This is a genomic window from Ottowia sp. (assembly GCF_046348305.1).
Taxonomy (GTDB): Bacteria; Pseudomonadota; Gammaproteobacteria; order Burkholderiales; family Burkholderiaceae_C; genus Ottowia.
Genome location: NZ_JAXMEM010000003.1, coordinates 746,139 through 761,747 on the forward strand (window position 1 = coordinate 746,139; position 15,609 = coordinate 761,747).

At 68.3% G+C, this 15,609-nt stretch carries 15 protein-coding genes and 1 tRNA gene; 8 read left to right on the forward strand and 8 right to left on the reverse strand.

What is annotated here, in order from left to right:
* Window positions 1-2 precede the first annotated feature (2 nt).
* Together U1F38_RS03580 and U1F38_RS03585 are read left to right on the forward strand one after the other, a co-directional pair.
* A tRNA-Ser gene (locus U1F38_RS03580) sits at window positions 3-95 on the forward strand.
* Between the two features lie 159 nt (window positions 96-254).
* Window positions 255-443, forward strand: a complete 189-nt coding sequence (locus U1F38_RS03585; protein ID WP_409985666.1) for a stability determinant — start codon at window positions 255-257, stop codon at window positions 441-443.
* A 79-nt stretch (window positions 444-522) separates the two neighbouring features.
* Here U1F38_RS03585 and U1F38_RS03590 read toward each other — a convergent pair whose 3' ends face one another.
* Window positions 523-756, reverse strand: coding sequence for a cold-shock protein (locus U1F38_RS03590; RefSeq protein ID WP_409985667.1), 234 nt, complete (start codon window positions 754-756; stop codon window positions 523-525).
* 215 nt (window positions 757-971) lie between these two features.
* Here U1F38_RS03590 and clpS point away from each other — a divergent pair, with 215 nt between their 5' ends.
* From clpS to U1F38_RS03615, 5 genes are all read left to right on the forward strand, one after another.
* Window positions 972-1,316, forward strand: a complete 345-nt coding sequence (clpS, locus tag U1F38_RS03595) for an ATP-dependent Clp protease adapter ClpS (RefSeq protein WP_409985668.1) — start codon at window positions 972-974, stop codon at window positions 1,314-1,316.
* Between the two features lie 92 nt (window positions 1,317-1,408).
* The gene (gene clpA / locus U1F38_RS03600) at window positions 1,409-3,742 is read left to right on the forward strand and encodes an ATP-dependent Clp protease ATP-binding subunit ClpA (RefSeq protein WP_409985669.1); all 2,334 of its coding nucleotides are present in this window, start codon (window positions 1,409-1,411) and stop codon (window positions 3,740-3,742) included.
* Window positions 3,743-3,963: 221 nt separating this feature from the next.
* Window positions 3,964-4,344 (forward strand): VOC family protein, encoded by a 381-nt coding sequence (locus U1F38_RS03605; RefSeq protein WP_409985670.1) that lies wholly within the window; start codon window positions 3,964-3,966, stop codon window positions 4,342-4,344.
* A 122-nt stretch (window positions 4,345-4,466) separates the two neighbouring features.
* Window positions 4,467-5,927, forward strand: coding sequence for an exodeoxyribonuclease I (sbcB, locus tag U1F38_RS03610; RefSeq protein WP_409985671.1), 1,461 nt, complete (start codon window positions 4,467-4,469; stop codon window positions 5,925-5,927).
* Between the two features lie 32 nt (window positions 5,928-5,959).
* The gene (locus U1F38_RS03615; RefSeq protein WP_409985672.1) at window positions 5,960-7,396 is read left to right on the forward strand and encodes a carotenoid oxygenase family protein; all 1,437 of its coding nucleotides are present in this window, start codon (window positions 5,960-5,962) and stop codon (window positions 7,394-7,396) included.
* Between the two features lie 25 nt (window positions 7,397-7,421).
* Here U1F38_RS03615 and serB read toward each other — a convergent pair whose 3' ends face one another.
* Complete coding sequence (gene serB / locus U1F38_RS03620) at window positions 7,422-8,153, reverse strand: phosphoserine phosphatase SerB (protein WP_409985673.1); 732 nt, start codon at window positions 8,151-8,153, stop codon at window positions 7,422-7,424.
* Between the two features lie 65 nt (window positions 8,154-8,218).
* Complete coding sequence (locus U1F38_RS03625) at window positions 8,219-8,812, reverse strand: TetR/AcrR family transcriptional regulator (RefSeq protein ID WP_409985674.1); 594 nt, start codon at window positions 8,810-8,812, stop codon at window positions 8,219-8,221.
* A gap of 88 nt (window positions 8,813-8,900) precedes the next feature.
* On the opposite strand from U1F38_RS03625, the gene U1F38_RS03630 reads away from it, so the two are divergent.
* Window positions 8,901-9,560: an NAD(P)H-dependent oxidoreductase gene (locus U1F38_RS03630; protein ID WP_409985675.1), complete on the forward strand. Its 660-nt coding sequence runs from the start codon at window positions 8,901-8,903 to the stop codon at window positions 9,558-9,560.
* On the opposite strand, the gene U1F38_RS03635 is transcribed toward U1F38_RS03630, so the two are convergent.
* The 5 genes from U1F38_RS03635 to mfd all read right to left on the reverse strand — a co-directional run bounded on the left by U1F38_RS03635 (window position 9,494) and on the right by mfd (window position 15,432).
* Entirely contained in the window at window positions 9,494-10,108 is a 615-nt protein-coding gene (locus tag U1F38_RS03635; protein WP_409985676.1) for a hypothetical protein, read from the reverse strand. The two genes, U1F38_RS03630 and U1F38_RS03635, sit on opposite strands and share 67 nt — an antisense overlap.
* Window positions 10,078-10,566 carry a GAF domain-containing protein gene (locus U1F38_RS03640; protein ID WP_409985677.1) on the reverse strand — a complete coding sequence of 163 codons (489 nt, stop codon included), beginning with the start codon at window positions 10,564-10,566 and terminating at the stop codon, window positions 10,078-10,080. Before U1F38_RS03640 ends, U1F38_RS03635 begins: the two co-directional genes overlap by 31 nt.
* Before the next feature lie 13 nt (window positions 10,567-10,579).
* Complete coding sequence (locus U1F38_RS03645) at window positions 10,580-11,161, reverse strand: VOC family protein (protein WP_409985678.1); 582 nt, start codon at window positions 11,159-11,161, stop codon at window positions 10,580-10,582.
* 115 nt (window positions 11,162-11,276) lie between these two features.
* Window positions 11,277-11,858: a c-type cytochrome gene (locus U1F38_RS03650; protein WP_409985679.1), complete on the reverse strand. Its 582-nt coding sequence runs from the start codon at window positions 11,856-11,858 to the stop codon at window positions 11,277-11,279.
* Between the two features lie 97 nt (window positions 11,859-11,955).
* A complete protein-coding gene (gene mfd, locus U1F38_RS03655) occupies window positions 11,956-15,432 on the reverse strand; it encodes a transcription-repair coupling factor (protein WP_409985680.1) in 3,477 nt (1,158 codons plus the stop codon).
* Between the last annotated feature and the right edge of the window lie 177 nt (window positions 15,433-15,609).

Genomic DNA, 15,609 nt, shown 5'->3' on the forward strand with positions numbered 1-15,609 from the left:
CTGGAGACGTGACCGAGTGGCCGAAGGTGCTCCCCTGCTAAGGGAGTATGGGGTGTAGAGCCTCATCGAGGGTTCGAATCCCTCCGTCTCCGCCAGCAGCCCAGCAAACAAGCGCCTTTCGGGGCGCTTTTTGTTTTTGGCCCACCATCGTGCCCACTTTGCGCATGGCCCCGGGCTTGGGATTGCCAAGGTGCCTCGGGCGCGCTTGGGTGGGTGGTGCTGGAAATTTTGTGGTGCTGGACTAAACTGTGCACATGAATGCCGTTTTTTCTCCCTTGGTCTCCGAGTTCGAGACCGCTGAGCAGGAAGCCAGCTACACGGCTTGGTTGAAAGCCAAGGTCGCTGCCAGCTTGGCTGATCCTCGGCCGGCCATTCCTCACGACGAGGTGATGGCCGAGATGGATGCGCTCATTGATGCCATGGCCGAGCAACGGAGCGTTTGATTGCTTCCAGTTTGCATCGCCGGCGCTGCCAAGAAAAACGGGCCCTCGGGCCCGTTTGCTTGTTTGGCGCGCGGCTCGCTCAGGGGCTGGACGGCGCCTCGCCGCCGCCCTCGGCCGCGCGGATGTTGGCGGCCAGCAGGCCCTTGGGGCCTTCGTTCACGTCATAGCTGACCCGCGCGCCCTCCTTGAGCGTCTTGAAGCCCTCCATGGCGATGGCCGAAAAATGGGCAAAGATGTCGGGCCCGCCGCCGTCGGGCTCGATGAAACCGAAGCCCTTCAGGTCATTGAACCACTTGACGCGTCCGCTGGGCATGCTCTGTTCTCCTCGATTGCTGGTATTTGTTGCGCCAAGCAGTGTGTAGCAGGCGCGCGACGCTTGTCAATCATGGTCATTCCGGGGGTGGGGCCGGCGGGCGGCATCGGCCCGCTCTTGCAAAGGCGCGCGTCGGACCGATCTACGGGGGCGTGAGAGCGGATGCGCCCGGCGCGCGCCCGCCAAGTTCAAGGCACGTCGATAAAATGGATTGCATGGCGATCACGCAACCGATTTCACCCCCTGGCACGCCGGCCGGCGACGACGCGGCCGTCGTGCTCGAGCGCGTGCCGCAAAAGGTCAAGCCGCCGCAAATGCACCAGGTGGTGCTGCTCAATGACGACTACACGCCGATGGAGTTCGTGGTGGTGGTGATCCAGGAGTTTTTCAGCAAGGACCGCGAGACGGCCACGCAGATCATGCTCAAGATTCACCTGGAGGGCAAAGGCGTGTGCGGCGTGTACACGCACGACGTGGCCGCCACCAAGGTCGATCAGGTGATGGCCGCGGCGCAGCAGGCCGGGCACCCCTTGCAGTGCGTGAGCGAACCGCTCGACTAGCGCCGGCATTGAATATGGGTAAACCTCCCCCACCTTTGCCAGTCAAAGCCCCGAGATCGTCGTAAGCTTGAGGCGTTAAAGGAAAGCACATCATGATTGCCCAGGAACTGGAAGTCAGCCTCCACATGGCCTTTGTCGAGGCGCGCCAGCAGCGCCACGAGTTCATCACCGTCGAGCACCTGCTGCTCGCCTTGCTGGACAACCCCAGCGCCGCCGAGGTGCTGCGCGCCTGCTCGGCCAACGTCGATGACCTGCGCAAGTCGCTGGCCGGCTTCATCAAGGACAACACGCCGCAGGTGGCCGGCACCGATGACGTGGACACCCAGCCCACGCTGGGTTTCCAGCGCGTCATCCAGCGCGCCATCATGCACGTGCAGTCCACCGGCAATGGCAAGAAGGAAGTCACCGGTGCCAACGTGCTGGTGGCCATCTTCGGCGAGAAGGATTCGCACGCCGTGTACTACCTGCACCAGCAGGGCGTGACGCGCCTGGACGTGGTCAATTTCATCGCGCACGGCATCCGCAAGAGCGACCCGCCCGAGGCCGGCAAGCCGGCCGAAGGCCAGCCCGGCGCGGGCGAGGCGGAAGAGGCGGCCAGCGAGAAGAGCGAAAAGGCCTCGCCGCTGGAGCAGTTCACGCAAAACCTCAACCAGCTGGCCAAGGACGGCAAGATCGACCCGCTGATCGGCCGCGACTACGAGGTCGAGCGCACCATTCAAATTTTGTGCCGCCGGCGCAAGAACAACCCGCTGCTGGTGGGCGAGGCGGGCGTAGGCAAGACGGCGATTGCCGAAGGCCTGGCCTGGCGCATCACCGAAGGCACCGTGCCCGAGATCCTGACCGAGGCCACGGTCTACGCGCTCGACATGGGCGCGCTGCTGGCCGGCACCAAATACCGCGGCGACTTCGAGCAGCGCCTGAAGGGCGTGCTCAAAAGCCTCAAGGACAAGCCGCACGCCATCCTGTTCATCGACGAGATCCACACGCTGATCGGCGCCGGCGCGGCCTCGGGCGGCACGCTGGATGCGTCCAACCTGCTCAAGCCCGCGCTGTCGTCGGGCCAGCTCAAGTGCATCGGCGCGACCACCTATACCGAATACCGCGGCATCTTCGAGAAGGACGCTGCCCTGTCGCGGCGCTTCCAGAAGGTGGACGTGGTCGAGCCGACGGTGCCCGAGACGATCGAGATCCTGAAGGGCCTGAAGAGCCGCTTCGAGGAGCACCACGCCGTCAAGTACGCCACGGCGGCGCTGCAGGCCGCGGCCGAGCTGTCGGCCAAGTACATCACTGACCGCCACCTGCCCGACAAGGCCATCGACGTGATCGACGAGGCCGGCGCGGCCCAGCGCATCGCCCTTGCCAGCAAGCGCAAGAAGACCATCGGCAAGCACGAGATCGAGGAGATCGTCGCCAAGATCGCGCGCATCCCGCCGGCCTCCGTCAGCAACGACGACCGCGGCAAGCTGCAAACGCTGGAGCGCGACCTCAAAAGCGTGGTGTTCGGCCAGGACCAGGCCCTGCAGGTGCTGGCTGCCGCCGTCAAGATGGCGCGCTCGGGCCTGGGCAAGGGCGACAAGCCGATCGGCAGCTTCCTGTTCAGCGGCCCCACCGGCGTGGGCAAGACCGAGGCGGCCAAGCAGCTGGCCTACATCATGGGCGTGGAGCTGATCCGCTTCGACATGTCCGAGTACATGGAGCGTCATGCCGTCAGCCGCCTGATCGGCGCGCCTCCGGGCTACGTCGGCTTCGACCAGGGCGGCCTGCTCACCGAGGCGATCAGCAAGAAGCCGCACTGCGTGCTGCTGCTCGACGAGATCGAGAAGGCGCACCCCGACATCTTCAACGTGCTCTTGCAGGTGATGGACCACGGCACGCTGACCGACAACAACGGGCGCAAGGCGGACTTTCGCAACGTCATCATCATCATGACGACCAATGCGGGCGCCGAGACCATGAACAAGGCCACCATCGGCTTCACCAACGCGCGCCAGCAGGGCGACGAGATGGCCGACATCAAGCGCCTGTTCACGCCCGAGTTCCGCAACCGGCTGGACGCCATTGTCAGCTTCAAGGCGCTGGATGAGCAGATCATCCTGCGCGTGGTCGACAAGTTCCTGCTGCAACTCGAGCAGCAACTGGCCGAGAAGAAGGTCGAGGTCACCTTCACCGACACGCTGCGCAAGTTCCTGGCCAAGAAGGGCTTCGATCCGCTGATGGGCGCACGCCCGATGCAGCGCCTGATTCAGGACACCATCCGCAAGGCGCTGGCCGACGAACTGCTGTTCGGTCGCCTGACCGAGGGCGGACGCCTGACGGTGGACCTGGACGACAAGGACGAGGTGCTGCTCGACATCACTCCGACGCCCAAGAAGGACCGCGCCAGGGCCGAGCCGGCCGAGCCGGAAGAGGAAGTGGCCGCGGACTGAGCGCCCGGCGCGTCAAGAAAATTGGCTGGTTGCTCAGGCAACCGGCCCTTTTTTTGTCCATCGGGTCGCTTCGGGTGCCTGACGTTGCCCGGGCGGGCGATGATGCACGGCGGACGGCCACGAGTCGCATGCACGACGCGGGGGCCCCCGCCCGCCGCGCCGTGCAGGTCGCTTGCTGCTAGCATGACCGCGCACTTCAACGTTCACGCACGAGGAAACCCATGTTCAGCCACGTCATGATCGGCACCAACGATCTCGAAAAATCCAAGCGGTTCTACGACGCCGTGCTCGCCGTCATCGGCGCCAAGCCCGGCCTGGTGGATCGCCATCGCGTGTTCTGGCGGGCCAACGGCGGCACGTTCAGCGTCAGCCAACCGATCGACGGCCAGCCGGCAACGCGTGGCAATGGTTCGACCATCGGCTTTGCCATGGCCAGCCCCGAGCAGGCCGACCAGTTTCATGCCGCCGCCATCGCCAACGGTGGCGTCGCCATCGAAGACCCGCCCGGCTGGCGTGGCGGCCCCGGTGGCATGTACCTGTGCTACGTCCGCGACCCGGACGGCAACAAGATCTGCGGCCTGCATCGCCCAGCCAAGGCTTGATGGGCAAACGGGCCCGCGGCGCACGCCAGAAAAGCGCAGACAGCTATTGAATAGATAGCAACGGGCGGATCGCCCACAGCCCGTTTCGCTGCACGGGCGCAGCCGGTTATGCTGGCGCCACGATGAGCCATCCGACCTTTCTCTGGCACGACTACGAGACCTTCGGCGTCAACCCGCGGCGCGACTGGCCGGCGCAGTTTGCCGCCGTGCGCACCGATGCCGAGCTGAACGAAATCGGCGAGCCGCTGATGCTGTACTGCCAGCCGCCGACGGATCGCGTGCCCGAGCCCGAGGCCTGCCTGATCACCGGCATCACGCCGCAGGAGTGCGCGGCCAAGGGTTTGCCGGAGCACCAGTTTGCCGACCGCATCAACGCCGCGCTGGGGCAGCCGGGCACCATCGGCGTGGGCTACAACTCGATCCGCTTCGACGACGAGGTGACGCGCTTTTTGCTGTGGCGCAACCTGATCGACCCCTATGCGCGCGAGTGGCGCGATGGCTGCGCCCGCTGGGACCTGCTGGATGTGGTGCGCTGCGCTCACGCGCTGCGACCCGAGGGCATTCAGTGGCCGACCGCGGACGACGGGAGCACCACGTTCAAGCTCGAGCGTTTGACGGCGGCCAACGGCCTCGCGCACGCGGCGGCGCATGACGCGCTGTCGGACGTGCGCGCCACCATCGCGCTGGCGCGCTTGATTCGCCAGACCAACCCCAAGCTGTTTGATTTTTGCCTGGCCCTGCGCAAGAAGGACCGCGTGGCGCAGGAGCTGGGCCTGCCCACCACGCTGCGCGAGGCGCGGCCGTTTTTGCACGTCAGCGGGCGCTTCGGCGCGGCGCGCGGCTGCATTGCCGTGATGGCGCCGCTGGCCATGCACCCCACCAACAAGAACGAGCTGCTGGCCTGGGACCTGAGCGAAGATCCGACCGAGCTGGCCGATCTGAAGCCCGACGCCGTGCGCGCGCGCCTGTTCAGCGCCACGGCCGACCTGCCCGAAGGCGTGGCGCGCCTGGCGATCAAGGGCGTGCACCTGAACAAGTCGCCCATCGTCATCGGCAACGTGGACACGCTTCGAACCCGCCGCCCCGATCTGGCCGAGCGCTGGGGCATCGATTGGGGCCTGGCGCAGACCCATCTGGAGCGGCTGCGCGCGCTGCCCGATCTGAGCGCGCTGTGGGCCCGGGTCTACGCGCGCCGCGAAGGCGCGGCCGCGGTGGACGTGGACGAGGATTTGTATGGCGGCTTTCTGGGGGACGCCGATCGCCGGCGGCTGAACCAGTTGCGCGGCCTGGGCGCGCAGGAGCTGGCGCTGGCGCGCACCGGCTTTGACGACGAGCGCCTGGCCGAGCTGCTGCTGCGCTACCGGGCGCGCAACTTCCCGCAGACGCTGAGCGACTCCGAGCAGGCGCAGTGGCAGGCGCACCGCAGCGCGCGCCTGCTGGCAGGCGAGGGCGGCGCGCTGACCCTTGCCGCGCTGTTCGATCGCATTGACGCCCTGGCCGAAACCACCGAGGATGAACGTGGCCAGGGCGTGCTCGAGGCCCTGTACGAATGGGCCGAGCAACTGGCGCCCGAGGACGCCTGAGTGTCCGCACGCACCCCCAGGAGCTTGATGCCATGTCCGCTACCCCCGACGCGCCGGCTTCAGCGATTGCGGGCTACACCGACGCGGGGCGCCGCCGCGGCTTTTACTCCGGCGCGCGCGAGATTGACGCCGCTCCGGTGGTCGTTGAAGGCCGCTTGCCCGACTGGCTGCACGGGCGCCTGCTGCTCAACGGCCCGGCGCTGTGGGAGCTGCCTCACGGCCAGTTCGAGCACTGGTTCGACGGCCTGGCCATGCTGCACCGCCTGCAGATCGGGCCGGGCGGCGTGCAGTACCGCAGCCGCTTCGTGCGCAGCCAATCCTACCTTCAGGCCATGGCCCGCGGCGCCCCCGCCACGGCCGAATTCGACACGCCCAGCCCGGCCTCGCTGTGGACACGCCTCGCCGGCGCGCCGGTGACCGACAACCCGGCGGTGGTGATGTCGCGCGTGGGCGCGCAGTGGATCGCCGTCACCGAGGCGCCGACGCTCATGGGCTTTGATCCCGGCACGCTGGCCACCACCGGGCCGCTGCCGCTGTCGGACGACGCGCACATCCACCTGATGGCCGCGCACGGCTTTACCGACGACGCGGGCAACTACTGGAACGTGGGCACGAAGCTCGGGCCCACGTGCGAGGTCAAGCTGTTCCGGCTGCGACCCGCCTCAAACCGGCGCGAGGTGCTGGCCCGCCTGCGCATGCCCAAGGCTGGCTACACCCACGCGTTTGCCATGACGGCGCGCCACGCCATCGTCTGGGAGACGGCGATGCGCGCGCAGCCGCTGTCGTTTCGCTTCAGTGCCAAGGCCTATATCCGCAACTTTCGCTGGGAGCCGGCCTCGGGTTCGCGCCTGCACGCCATCGCGCTGGCCGATGGCGCGGTGCGCAGCTGGGACGCGCCGCCGATGATGTGCTTTCACGCCGTGCAGGCCTGGGAGGACGGCGAGGCCCTGGTGGCCGAGCTGGCCACCTATGACGACGCCCGCGTGTTTGACGAGCTGCGCCTGGCGCCGCTGCGCCAGGGCCGGCCGCTGCGTGCCGTGCCGCAACTGACGCGCTACCGGCTGGAACCCGGCCGCAGCCAGGCGCGGGTCGAGCCCTTTGGCGCGGCCTTCGAGCTGCCGCAGGTGCACCCCGCGCGCTGGGGCCATGCGCGCGCCGGCATCGCCTGGGGGGCCGGGCTGGATGCGGGCGCGGACAGCCGCTTTTTCGACCGCACGCTGCGGCTGGACTTGCAAACCGGCGAAACACGCTGCTGGCAGCGCGAGCGCGCGACCCAGCTCGAGCCGCTCTTTGTGCCCCGCCCCGGCGCGCAGGCCGAGGACGACGGCGTGCTGCTGGTGCCCACACTGGCCGACGGCGATGAGGGCACGCGCATCGGCGTGGTCGATGCCGCCAGCATGCAGTGCCTGGCGCTGCTGCATGCGCCGCAGGTGATCCCGTTCGGCTTTCACGCCGCCTGGGTACCTTGAGCGTGGCGCCGCGGCAGGCGGCTTTTCAGCGCAACACGTCCAGCAAGCGATCCAGCCCGCCCGACTCGATCGAAACCATGGCCTGCGCGCGCACGGCGGGCTTGGCGTGGTAGGCCACCGACAGGCCCACCGCGTCCATCATGGTCAGGTCGTTGGCGCCGTCGCCCACGGCAATGGCCTGGGCGGGCTCGCAGCCGATCAGGCTGCACGTGTCCAGCACGGTCTGGCGCTTCATGGCGCCGTCGACGATGTCGCCCCAGCTTTGCGGCACCACGCGGCCCGTCAGCTGGCCGTGCTGGATCTCGAGCTGGTTGCTGCGCGCAAAGTCCAGCCCCAGCTGCCGGCGCACGCGCTCGGCAAAAAACGTGAAGCCGCCGCTCACCAGCAGCACCTTCAGGCCCGCGCGCTGGCAGGCCTGCACCAGCTCGGCCGCGCCCGGGTTCGGGCGCAGGCGCTCGCGCCAGACCTGCTCCAGTGCCTGTTCGGGCACGCCGGCCAAAAGCGCCAGGCGCCGGCGCAGGCTGTCCTTGAAGTCGCTGATCTCGCCGCGCATGGCCGCCTCGGTGATGGCGGCCACCTCGGCCTTGCGGCCGGCCGCGCCGGCAATCTCGTCGATGCATTCGATGTTGATCAGCGTCGAGTCCATGTCGAAGGCGATCAGCCGGAACGCGCGCAAGTCAAGCGGCGGCTGCACGCCGCGCACCATCAGGCCGGGGCTGATTTCGCGCGCTTCGGGCGCTGGGGACTGGGGCTTCATCTGCTTTTGATTTGATAGCTGATTGCGCTTGTCAGACAAGCGCTGGAGCACGAAACGACAATGAATTATCCACGCAAGCCGAGCAGGGCGCGCAGCGCGGGCTCCACCGCCTGCGGCGGCAGGTGGCCGGCCATCACCAGTTGCGCCAGGCCGTGCACCGTGCCCCACAGGGCGGCGCCCAGCGCGTCGGCGTCGACGTCGGGCACGCCGTCGGCCTGTTGCAGCGCGGCCACGCACTCGCGCAGCAGCGCCTCGTTGGCGGCGATGAGCGGGGCCGATTCGGCGTTGGGCGCGCCGGGCGGACACAGCTGGGCGTCGAACACCAGCGCAAAGGCGTTGGGCTGCGCGTGCGCGAAGCCCACATAGGCCAGGCCCAGGGCCAGCAGGCGCTCCATCGGCGCGCGGTGCCCTGCCACCGCGTCCTGCTGCGCCAGCAAAAAGCGGCGCATGCATTCGGTGCCGACGGCCTTCAGCAGGGCGTGGCGGTCGGCAAAGTAGTGGTAGGGGGCGGCATGGCTCACGCCGGCGGCGCGCGCCACCTCGCGCAGGCTGAGCTGCGCCGCCGCGCGCGTGTCCAGCAGGGCGAAAGCCGCGTCCAGCAGGGCCTGGCGCAGGTTGCCGTGGTGGTAGGGATGACCTGATTCGCTTGAACTTGACACGAGAAAGATTCTATTCGATACTGCGCTCAAGCCAATCTTTACATCGTCAAGATCATCGAATCCACCTCGTTTTTGAAAAGACACCGCCATGGCCGCCATCCTCGTCATCGACGCCCACCCCAACGCCGACTCGCTGTGCAGCGCGCTGGCGCGCCGCTACGTCGAGGGCGCGCGCCAGGCGGGGGCCGACGTCCAGGTGCTGACGCTGCGCGAGCTGCGGTTCGATCCGGTGCTGCACAAGGGCTATCAGGGCGATCAGCCGCTGGAGCCCGACCTTCAGCGCGCGCAGGCGATGATCCTGGACTGCGAGCACCTGTGCCTGGTCACGCCGCTGTGGTGGGGCTCGGTGCCGGCGCTGCTCAAGGGCTTTTTCGACCGCACGCTCCAGCGCGGCTGGGCCTTTCGCTACCTGGACAGCGGCAACCCGCTGGGCCTGCTGGCCGGCCGCTCGGCGCGCGTGCTGCTGACCACGGATTCGCCCGGCTGGTACCTGCGCTGGCTGCAGGGCGATCCGACGGTCAAGCAGCTGGTGCGCAGCACCCTGCGCTTTTGCGGCTTCAAGCCGGTGCGGGTGACGCGCTTCGGCCCGGTGCGCGTCAGCACGCCGCACGCGCGCACCGGCTGGCTCCGGCAGGCCGCCGACACGGGCGCGCAGGACGCGGCGCTGCCAGATGGCCGCGCTCAGCGCCCGGCCGCCGCCACGAACGGAAACACGCTGGCGAGCGCGCGGCGCTCCGGCAGCACGTAGACCACGCCCGCCGAGCGGCTGAACCAGGGATCGATGGTGCGGTCGTAAAAGCGCTCGGGCACGTTGATGCAGCCAAACGAGATGCGCTTGTCGGCCGCGCCCGGCGTGCGCAGGCGCTCGGGGCGGTGCTCGCCCGGCACGTTGCGCACGCGGTGCATGGACAGCGCGGCGTCGTAGTCCAGCCAGACGATGTCTTCGCCCTGGGCGTTGCGGCCCGCTTCGGTGACGTAGCGGCCGGCGGCGGTGATTTTCTCGGACGGCTTGACGTGCGACAGCGGCCGCGTGCCGATGTCGGGCGGTGCCACGTCGCCCGGCGCCTGGCCCACCAGCACCGGGCTTTGCCCCAGCAGGCGCCCGCGCGCGTCGAACACCCACACGGTGGCCGCGGGCTTGTCGACCACGGCAAAGGCGCGCCCACCGGCATCGCGGCTGCGCACCACGTCCTCGGCAAAGCGCTGCGCGCCGGCGTCGTCCAGCGCCCACGCGGCCAGCGGGGGCAAGGTCAGCGCCAGCGCGATCAGGCCAGCGCGCGCATGAATTCGGCGCACAGGGTCTCCATGCCCGCCGCGTCGACTTCATCGAAGCGCGCCAGGCGGTGGCTGTCCACGTCCCACACGCCCAGCAGCCGGCCATCGGCATGCACCAGCGGCACCACGATTTCGGACTGGGCCGCGCCGTCGCAGTAGATGTGGTCGGGGAAGGCCGCGACGTCGGGCACCAGTTGCGTTTGCCGCGACAGCGCCGCCGCGCCGCACACGCCGCGGCCGCGGGCGATGCGCACGCAGGCGGGTTTGCCCTGGAAGGGGCCGACCACCAGGCCATCGCCTTCGGCAAAGTAAAAGCCGCACCAGCTGATGTCGGGCAGGGTGTTGAACACCAGCGCGCTGAAGTTGGCCGCGTTGGCGATCAGGTTGCGCTCGCCGTGCAGCAGGCCCTGCACCTGGCTGGCCAGTTCGCGATAGAGCGCGGGTTTGTCGGCGGCGGTGATGGCAGGGGCTTCGAACATGCCCCGCATTGTGCTACGCGGCGTTGCTGACGGCGCCGCGGATCGGCGAAACCGGCTGATGTTGTTCGCGCCGCAAAAAGCCGTCGAGCGGGCCCGCCTGGCGGCGTGCCAGCAGCGCATCGGGGTTGAACTCCACGCCGATGGGGTTTTGCGCGAAGCCGGGGCCCGCCATGAAGGCGTTGGCCTTGTCGTTGCTGTCGAAGCACTCGACCTGGAACTCCATCTGATTGCCGTCGGGGTCGGCGTAGTACATCGACACGGTGATGCCGTGGTGAACGCACCAATAGGGATGGATGGCCTTGGCCTTGAGCTGGTCGTAGTGATCGAGCAATTGGTCGAGCGATGCATAGGTGTAGGCCACGTGATCCACCCCGATGAGCCCCTGCTTGTCGGTCTCGGTGTGTTGCGGGTCGATAACACCCAGGTTCACGAAGGCGAATCGATGATGCTCGTCGTCATAGGTCAGGAAAGCCAGCGCTGGATCCTGGTGCTGCACATGGGCGCCGAAAACGGCCTGGTACCAGGCCAGCATTTCTTCGAAGCGGCGTGTGCGATAGACGACGTGCGCGAACTTGTGGGGACGGGTAGAGGTCATGGGACACCTGGGGACATGGGTGGGTGGCGCGGGGCCGTGCGTTGGAGCGAAATGCCAGTGTCGCCCCGCGCCGGATCGGGGCTGGCAGTGAGCGAGGGGCCGGAGGTCGGCGCCCTCAGTGGCGGGCAACCGGCGCCGGCGGCAGGTAGTCCGGAACGCGGTTTGGCACCGCAGGCTGCGCCATCAGGTAGCTGAACATGGCATGCAGGTCGGCGTCGTTCAGCTGGCCAAAGGCCGGCCAGGGCATGGGTGGCATCAGCGGGCGGCCGCTGCCGGCGTGCTTGCCGGTGCGCATGGCCTGCACGAATTGCTCGGCCGTCCAGTCTTTCAAGCCGGTGGCGTCGGGCGTCAGGTTGGCAGCGTAGCTGACACCCCAGGGGCCCCAAAAGGCGGTGTTGGTGACCGCGCCGCCCCACATCCAGGGGCTGCCGGCGGGAAGGGTGGGCGCTTGCAGCACCATGCCCTGCGGATGACCCGACAGGCCGCGCGCCAGGTCGGGCTCGGGCCCCTGGGCACCCATCTTGAGCGGCGTGTGGCAGTCGGCGCAGCCCATGCCGTGCACCAGATAGGCACCGCGCGCCACCGTGGTGGCGTCGGCGGTTTGCGCTGACGCCGTGACGCCGAGACCGAGGCCGAGGCCAAGCGCCAGCGCGGCGGCCAGCGGGGGGGTGTGGCGGGATGGGGCGGGCGAGGGCATGCGGGTTCTCCTGAAGCGGATTCAACAATCTCCCTGGACAACGGCCGACAACAAACGCAGCAGTGTGCTCCCAAGCCCTGACAAATTCAAGGGGTATTCAGACGGGCGTCGCCTCAGCCGCGCGCACCGGCTGCCCCAGGCTGCGCAGCACGTCGCGCACCAGTTGCGCGCGCGCCATGGGATCGGGGAGTTGGCGCTCGATGCGCAGCTTGTCGTTGCCGGCCAGCTTGATGGCGCGGTTCTTCTGGATCAGATGGATGATGGCCATGGGGTCGATCGGCGGGTTGGGCCTGAAGTGGATGCTGATGGCGCCGGGCGCTGCGTCCACCTTGGTCACGCCGTAGGGCATGCTGGCCACGCGCAGGCGGTGCACGTCGATGAGGGTCTGCGCCTGCGGCGGCAGCTTGCCGAAGCGGTCGACGATTTCTTCGACCAGGGTGTCGATCTGGTCGTTGCTGCGGGCCGTGGCCAGTTTTTTGTAGAACGACAGGCGCAGGTGCACGTCGCCGCAATAGTCATTGGGCAGCAGGGCGGGGGCGTGCAGGTTGATGTCGGTGGCGGCCTGCATGGGGGCCAGCAAATCCGGCTCCTTGCCGGCCTTGAGCGAGCGCACGGCCTCGGCCAGCATCTCGTTGTAGAGCTGAAAGCCGATCTCCATCATGTTGCCGCTCTGGTTTTCGCCCAGCACCTCGCCGGCGCCGCGAATTTCCAGGTCGTGCATGGCCAGGTAAAAGCCGCTGCCCAGCTCTTCCATTTGCTGAATGGCTTCGAGGCGCTGGCCGGCCTGCTTGGTCAGGCTTTGCACGTCGGGCACCATCAGGTAGGCATAGGCTTGGTGGTGGCTGCGGCCCACGCGCCCGCGCAGCTGGTGCAGCTGTGCCAGGCCGAACTTGTCGGCGCGCGCGATGACGATGGTGTTGGCGGTGGGCACGTCGATGCCGGTCTCGATGATGGTCGAGCACAGCAGCACGTTGAAGCGCTGCGCCACGAAGTCGCGCATCACGTGCTCCAGCTGCCGCTCGGGCATCTGGCCGTGGGCGATGGCGATGCGCGCCTCGGGCAGGATTTTTTCCAGCGCCTGCTTTCGGTTCTCGATGGTTTCGACCTCGTTGTGCAAGAAGTACACCTGCCCGCCGCGCTTGAGCTCGCGCAGCACCGCCTCGCGGATGGTGCCGTGGCTCTCGCTGCGCACGAAGGTCTTGATGGCCAGGCGCCGCTGCGGCGCGGTGGCGATCACGCTGAGGTCGCGCAGTCCTTCCAGCGCCATGCCCATGGTGCGCGGGATGGGAGTGGCCGTCAGCGTCAGCACGTCCACCTCGGCGCGCAGGGCCTTCATCTGCTCCTTGTGACGCACGCCAAAGCGGTGCTCCTCGTCGATGATGAGCAGGCCCAGGTTCTTGAATTGCGTCTTGGTGCTCAGCAGCTTGTGCGTGCCGACGACGATGTCCACGCTGCCATCCTGCAGGCCCTTCAGGGCGGCGGTGGTTTCCTTGCCCGACGCGAAGCGGCTCATCTGCGCCACCTTGACCGGCCAGCGCGCAAAGCGGTCTTGCAGCGTCTGGTAGTGCTGCTCGGCCAGCAGCGTGGTGGGCGCCAGCAGGGCCACTTGCTTGCCGCCGGTCACGGCGACAAAGGCCGCGCGCAGGGCCACTTCGGTCTTGCCGAAGCCCACGTCGCCGCACACCAGGCGGTCCATGGGATGGGGCGAGATCATGTCCTGGATCACGGCGTGGATGGCCGCGCTCTGGTCCGCCGTTTCCTCAAAGCCGAAGTCGGCCGCAAACTGCTCGTAGTCGTGCGGCGAATAGCGGAAGGCGTGGCCCTCGCGCGCGGCGCGGCGGGCGTAGATGTTGAGCAGCTCGGCGGCGGCGTCGCGCACCTGCTCGGCGGCCTTGCGCCTGGCCTTTTCCCACTGGCCGCTGCCCAGCTTGTGCAGCGGGGCCTCGTCGGCCGACACGCCGGTGTAGCGGCCGATCAGGTGCAGCTGCGACACCGGCACGTAAAGCGCCGCGTGGCCCGCGTACTCCAGGTGCAAAAACTCCTGCGGCGCGGCGCTGCCGTCGGGGTTGGCGGTGCCCACGTCCAGGTTGACCAGGCCGCGGTAGCGCCCGATGCCGTGCTGCGTGTGGACGACGGGATCGCCCACCTTCAGCTCCGACAGGTCCTTGATCAGCGCCTCGACGTCGCTTTCCTGCTCCTGCCGGCGCCGGCGGCGCGTGGTGGTGCCCGCGGCAAACAGCTCGGTCTCGGTGACGAAGTCGATGCCGCCCTCCAGCCAGGCAAAGCCTTGTGCGAGGGCGGCGGTGGCAATGCCGGTTTTCTCGTCGCTGGCCTGGAACTCGGCCAGTGAGTCGAAGGCCGGCGGATTCAGCCCGCTGGCACGCAGAAAGTCGAGCAGGCTTTCGCGACGGCCCGCGCTTTCGGCCAGCACCAGCACGCGCTGCGCGGTGGCGCCGATGTGGGCGTGCAGGCGCTGCAAGGGGTCGTCGGCGCCGCGCTGGGCGGTCAGCTCGGGCAGCTTTTGCGCAAAGGCACTGTCGCCCACGTCCTCCACGCCCGGACGCAGCGCCAGTTGGGCCAACGGCTTGGCGGCCAGGTAGAAGTCCTCGGCCGACAGGAACAGCGCCTCGGGCGGCAGCACCGGCCGCTCGGGGTCGCCCTGGGCCAGCCGAAAGCGCTCGCGCGTGTCCTGCGTGAACTGCAAAAAGGCGGGCTCCAGATCGCCGTGCAGCACCAGCGTCGCCTGCTCGCCAAGGTAGTCAAACACCGTGGCGGTCTGCTCGAAGAACAGCGGCAGGTAGTACTCGATGCCGGCGCTGGCCACGCCGTTGCCCATGTCCTTGTAGATGCGGCTTTTGGTCGGGTCGCCCTCCAGCAGCTCGCGCCAGCGGTGGCGAAAGCGCGCCTGCGCGGCCTCGTCCAGCGGAAACTCGCGCCCCGGCAGCAGGCGCACGGCGGGCACCGGGTACAGGCTGCGCTGGGTGTCGGGGTCGAACGCGCGGATCGAGTCGATCTCGTCGTCGAACAGATCGACCCGAAAGGGCTGGGGCGAACCCATGGGAAACAGGTCGATCAGCCCGCCGCGCACCGCGTATTCGCCGGGGCTGACCACCTGCGTGACGTGCTGGTAGCCCGCCAGGGTGAGCTGGCTCTTGAGCGCCGCCTCGTCCAGCTTCTGTCCCTGCTTGAAGTCGAAGGTGTAGGCCGCCAGAAAGCTGGGCGGCGCCAGCCGGTACAGCGCCGTGGTGGCCGGCACCAGCACCACGTCGGTCTGGCGCTGGCGAATCGCCCACAGCGTGGCCAGGCGCTCGCTGATCAGGTCCTGGTGCGGCGAGAAGCTGTCGTAGGGCAGGGTCTCCCAGTCCGGAAACAGGGTGATGCGCAGCTGGGGCGCGAAGAAGGCCAGCTCGTCCTGCAGGCGGCGCGCGTCCGCCGCGTCGGCGGTGACGATGGCCGTGAGCTGGCCGGCCGCGGCCTCGCGTTCGGCCAGCCGGGCCAGCCACAGCGCGTCGCTGGAGCCGGATGGGCGGGGCAGGGCATGGCGTTTGCCGGGAATGAGTTTGGGCAGTTGCATCGACAGTGGAAAAGCAAAACGACAAAAACCCCCGGCCGGCTGGGACGGGGGTGATAAAGCTGATTCTAGTGATCCGGCGGCCCGCGTGGGTTTTCAAGCCAAATCGGGCTGCATCGCCTGCGGGACAAGCGCAAGCAGCTATCAAGAAAATAGCATTTTCGGCCGCATGCGCTGCAC

Excerpts from the sequence above, each read along its gene's own strand:
- U1F38_RS03640 (WP_409985677.1), bottom strand. The coding sequence starts at position 10,566 with ATGTTCGAAGCCCCTGCCATCACCGCCGCCGACAAACCCGCGCTCTAT.
- U1F38_RS03605 (WP_409985670.1), top strand. The coding sequence starts at position 3,964 with ATGTTCAGCCACGTCATGATCGGCACCAACGATCTCGAAAAATCCAAG.
- U1F38_RS03650 (WP_409985679.1), bottom strand. The coding sequence starts at position 11,858 with ATGCCCTCGCCCGCCCCATCCCGCCACACCCCCCCGCTGGCCGCCGCG.
- clpS (WP_409985668.1), top strand. The coding sequence starts at position 972 with ATGGCGATCACGCAACCGATTTCACCCCCTGGCACGCCGGCCGGCGAC.
- U1F38_RS03645 (WP_409985678.1), bottom strand. The coding sequence starts at position 11,161 with ATGACCTCTACCCGTCCCCACAAGTTCGCGCACGTCGTCTATCGCACA.
- clpA (WP_409985669.1), top strand. The coding sequence starts at position 1,409 with ATGATTGCCCAGGAACTGGAAGTCAGCCTCCACATGGCCTTTGTCGAG.
- U1F38_RS03585 (WP_409985666.1), top strand. The coding sequence starts at position 255 with ATGAATGCCGTTTTTTCTCCCTTGGTCTCCGAGTTCGAGACCGCTGAG.
- U1F38_RS03630 (WP_409985675.1), top strand. The coding sequence starts at position 8,901 with ATGGCCGCCATCCTCGTCATCGACGCCCACCCCAACGCCGACTCGCTG.
- serB (WP_409985673.1), bottom strand. The coding sequence starts at position 8,153 with ATGAAGCCCCAGTCCCCAGCGCCCGAAGCGCGCGAAATCAGCCCCGGC.
- mfd (WP_409985680.1), bottom strand. The coding sequence starts at position 15,432 with ATGCAACTGCCCAAACTCATTCCCGGCAAACGCCATGCCCTGCCCCGC.
- U1F38_RS03590 (WP_409985667.1), bottom strand. The coding sequence starts at position 756 with ATGCCCAGCGGACGCGTCAAGTGGTTCAATGACCTGAAGGGCTTCGGT.
- U1F38_RS03615 (WP_409985672.1), top strand. The coding sequence starts at position 5,960 with ATGTCCGCTACCCCCGACGCGCCGGCTTCAGCGATTGCGGGCTACACC.
- sbcB (WP_409985671.1), top strand. The coding sequence starts at position 4,467 with ATGAGCCATCCGACCTTTCTCTGGCACGACTACGAGACCTTCGGCGTC.